A 4516-nucleotide genomic window follows, 5' to 3' on the forward strand; every position below is an offset into this window, starting at 1 on the left:
AAAGTGACAGATTTATTAAGGGAAGTCCCCAATATCTTTGAATCATTAGAGTGCTTTTTTAAAACTAAATAACTATATTAATCCAATTTTCGATGAATGCGACTTCTTTGGGAGTTGTTTTCTTAGTTCCCTTAGGTAACCATCTACGAATGAGTCAGTTGTGATTCTCATTAGTTCCCCTTTCCCAAGAGGCATAGGGATGTGTATAGTAGATATGCTCCTTAGAAAACACATCAGCCAAGAGGTTGAATTCGGCTCCATTGTCTGCCGTGATGGAAAGAATTTGATGCTGTTTTAAGATGAGTTTTAGAGCTTAATTGACCGACTCAGCGCTTTTATTTTTGGGGTATTGAGCACTTACCATTCGTTATCCTCGAGAAATGTATTGTACTATGAAACAACTAATACGATAAGCGACAATAGATTTATTCTACAGAAAGGAAAAACTCCAGTTTTATTTAGAAGGATAAAAGGTAAATAACTTATATACAATTTATTTCGAATTTTTTAAAATAAAACAAACTTTAAAGACAAAATAATACAAAAACGATAAAAATGAAGCGTCGATAATAATGCTAATCGTTTGAGTGATATTTTAAATTTGATACATTTTTAATAGTTTGAAGAATGAAAATATCTAAATAATCCAATGCTATCAAGGAAAATTAGAGGGTGAATCAAATATAAATATTTTAGATGCATAAAAACTAAAAAAAAGTGTGATTTAAGAGAGAAATAATTTGCATATTCCCACAAAAAAGTATACAATGATACTTGGATAGCTTTGCCTATGAATATAAACTATATGTATTTTAGGTGAGCAAATTCAAAAAAAGGAGATAATAGAATGGATAAAAAATCATCCATGAGTCGTATCGAACGCCAGAAACGAGAAAAAGTCTTACGCTTTTCTATTCGTAAATATAGCTTCGGTGCGGCTTCAGTTGCTGTTGCAGCACTGATGTTTTTGGGTGCGCGCGTCGCTAGTGCGGATAGCGTAACACCTGTCGACCAACCTCATGTAGAGGCTTTAACTCAAGATACTAGTCCGCTAGCATCGCAGGATAAGGAAGAGCCTACTAGTTCTGTAAAAGTGGATACAGCTGTTGCAAGTCAGCTTGTGACACAGCTCAAAGATCAGCTCAAGGTCAAGGAAATGGCTAAGACAGACCTTTTGGTTGTTGCCAAGGAAGAACTTGTTAAGGCTGAACAGACTCTCGCTGATTCAAAAGTGAGTCAAGAAGAAGTGGACGCTTTGGTAGCTCGCTTGACCGATGTTTTGGACCAGCTACGAGCAGTGGAAACTCCTCAAGTCAAAGAAGATAAAAATGATGCAAGCACACAGGAAGTAACTTCGGAAATCAAGCCAGAAGTAGCGAAGCCAACTTCAGAAATTTCAGCTAAATCTGAGGAAACTTCAGAAAATACCAATGCTGAACAACTGGAAAAAGCTAAAGCTAGTCTCAAATTATCTATTGATCGTTTGGAGCAGACTATCGCCCAAACACCTAAGAATGACTTGACACGTGAAATCTTGGAGAAAGCTATCGCCCAAGTTGCTGTAGCCAAGTCTGCATTTGGTGGTGTAGAAGTTAGCCTTCGTGATGTTGAGGATATGAATCGTGTCATCAAACGGAACGAAAGCTCTGTTATGATCGCGCGTAATCGTTTGACTTCAGGTTCTCATGATCCACGTAATGGTCAAAGTATGGGACAGGGAACAGGTCTACGATCTGTACCCATTGATAAAACGACTAAACGTGGACGATTAGGAATCGTTATAGCAGATTCTGGATTTGTTACAGGTTATGCGACGCCATCTTCAACAATTGAAATTAGGAAAAATGGTCAGACATTGGTAACTTCAACGCTTGATGATTCAGGAGAATTCAAGTTAAATGCTCCGGGGATTAAAGTTGGAGATACAGTTACATTGGTAGTGAATGGAGAAACTGTCGCTACTGAAGTTGTAAACGAAGCAAATACAATTTCCTTCAATGATAGCCTAGCCTATATTAAACAAGTTGATGGATATACAGCAGCGGAATCTGATGTAGAAATCACCGTAGGAGGTGAAAAATATAAGACGAAGTCGCAATCCAATGGATACTTTACTGTTGACGTTAATCCTGACCTAATGGTGGAAGGTGCAGAAGTCACAGCTGTAGTAACTAAAGATGGGAAAAAAGTTGCTAGTGGAACGAGTATTGTTCGTGAAACAAAAGCCACAGACTTCGGTGTTACTTGGCATGAAAATCCTATGATTGATTACTCAGACCGAGACGTGTTTTCACCAGATACCAAGCAGTATGCTTTCGTAAGTAAAGGAACTGCTAACCAAGCCTATGATAACATTCGTGTGTATCGTGAGATGCGTATTGAAGAAAATGGCAACAAGTATTATTACTGGATTGTAGATTCAGGTCCAATGGCAAATGCGCAGGCAGGATTGTCTAAAAAAATCTCAGTTGCAATTCCACGTACAGTTGGGGATCCGTATGATTTCACTTATACCCAACTTCAACACGGTAGACAGAAATCATATAAAGAATATCCTACCGCTTCAAGGTGGGAGTATGACAGACCTCAATACCGTGCTTATGTGAAAGATGGAGAGAAGCGTTCTGGATCATCTTATGCTGAAAATTTAGATGCTTGGATGGATTATATAGAACCATCAAATGGATGGCGCAAGGATATTTATCGTAAAAATAGCGGAGACGGTACAGAGCCTAATGATGATGCGTTCTCTCGAGTCATGAGTATGTTAGGTGTCAAGAATGGCGGTCTTGAATACAATCTTGTTCGTGGAGTTATCGAAGATAAAATGAACGTGGTTGCTGGGCAACGTACAATTATGACTTTCAAAACAAAAGTTTTAGAAGGTGATGAATTGGATCAAAGTATTATGTCGGATTGGGGTAAAAAAGATAAAAGCAATCCGATGTTCTCAGAGATCAAATCACGTATAGCTAATGATCCGTATCTTGCCTTTGGAGGGTATACACTGGGAGGACGACCTCGATATTATCCAGGTCAAAACGCCATCATCGGTACGTTGCCATTGGAACCAAGAGAAGCAACTAATTACAATTTCCAACCAGTATCTAAAGAGCAAACTACTAAAGTAGGAGTTGTTCCAGATGCTATTAAGAGTATTGAAAATACCGGTAAATTGCCAGGAGGTACAACTTATCGTTGGTTTAAAGATCCTGATGTATCGAAAGTCACTGAGCCAGGAAAACCTGTTTATGGTACGGTAGAAGTAGTAATACCACAACGTGGAAAGTTTCTTATTGATGCACCCGTTCATGTTATAGAGGATAAACCACAAACACCAGTAGCAATAGCTAAGGATAATGGGGATGTAACTGCAAAACCACAAGATTCAACAAAAGTAGATAAAATTACTGTAAGCTATACAGGAGAAGATAACAATCCAAAAACAGCTGTAGGAACGAAAGATCCGAAAGGAAATTGGACAGTAAATACTCCAGAGGTGCAAATCGATTCAAATACTGGAGAAATTACGATTCCGGAAAATAAAGTAAAAGACGGAACAAAAGTAACAGTAGTTACGAAGAATGGAAATGGTGCTGATTCAGATCCAGCAACTGCAACTGCAAAAGATGTTCAAAAACCAACAATTACTAGCTTAACTCCTATTAGTAATGCAGAAATTGATAGTACTAACCCACGTAAGATTATCGTTTATCGTGAAGAAGAATTTAGTGTTGATGTGAACTTAACTGATAACAGTGGTCGCTTGGATAAAGTTAAGGTAGATGATAGAGTTACTGTGACCACTGATACTTCAAATCCATTTGAGATGAGAAGTCAAGCGCGAATCAGCGATACTGCTAAAGGAACAGATATTAACTTTACCGATAAATCTAACAATTTGGGACAAAATGGAAATGCGACAGATACTAACCCATATAAAGTTACTATTTCAGGGCATGTAGGTAAAGGTCAGACAGTTAATCCTGACGCTAGCAAAAACAGCTGGACCCGTTATATTACTGGATATGACCAATCTAATTTAACAAATAATAATAACGTTTCAAATGCTACAAATAACGCCAATATTCAGATTGAGTTCCGTAAGCAAGCTGATAAATATACACCAACAGCTACAACTCCTACAGTGAATCTGACTTCAAATGGAACTGTTCCAGATTTGGGATCACCAGAGACTTATATTGCCAACAAGTCTGACTTGCCACTTAAAGGAACAACACCAGGTACAACAACGACATATACATGGAAAGCTGGAGAAACTCCAACTGTTAACAATGGTCAAGTCACACGTACAGTTGTAGTAACTTATCCAGATGGTTCGACAGATGAAGTTCCAGTAACTGTTAAGGTAGTAGATCCACGTACAGATGCAGAGAAGAACAATCCAACACCTAAAGATCAAACAGTCAATGTTGGACAAACACCAGATCCTAAGAAATCAATTGGTAATGTAGGCGATCTTCCAAAAGGAACTACAGTTGAATACAAGACTCCA

Annotated in this window: 1 protein-coding gene and 1 pseudogene; one reads left to right on the top strand and one right to left on the bottom strand. The window is 38.2% G+C overall.

Annotation, left to right across the window (positions count from 1 at the left end; translation table 11 throughout):
- Positions 1-64: 64 nt before the first annotated feature.
- A pseudogene (locus QEZ38_RS09645) lies at positions 65-340 on the bottom strand (IS30 family transposase); the annotation flags it as partial.
- A 507-nt stretch (positions 341-847) separates the two neighbouring features.
- Here QEZ38_RS09645 and QEZ38_RS09650 point away from each other — a divergent pair.
- On the top strand, positions 848-4516 hold a 3669-nt coding region (locus tag QEZ38_RS09650), incomplete at its 3' end, for a Rib/alpha-like domain-containing protein (protein WP_281335778.1).

The sequence above is a fragment of the Streptococcus taonis genome (genome assembly GCF_029948085.1).
GTDB classification, from domain to species: Bacteria; Bacillota; Bacilli; order Lactobacillales; family Streptococcaceae; genus Streptococcus; species Streptococcus taonis.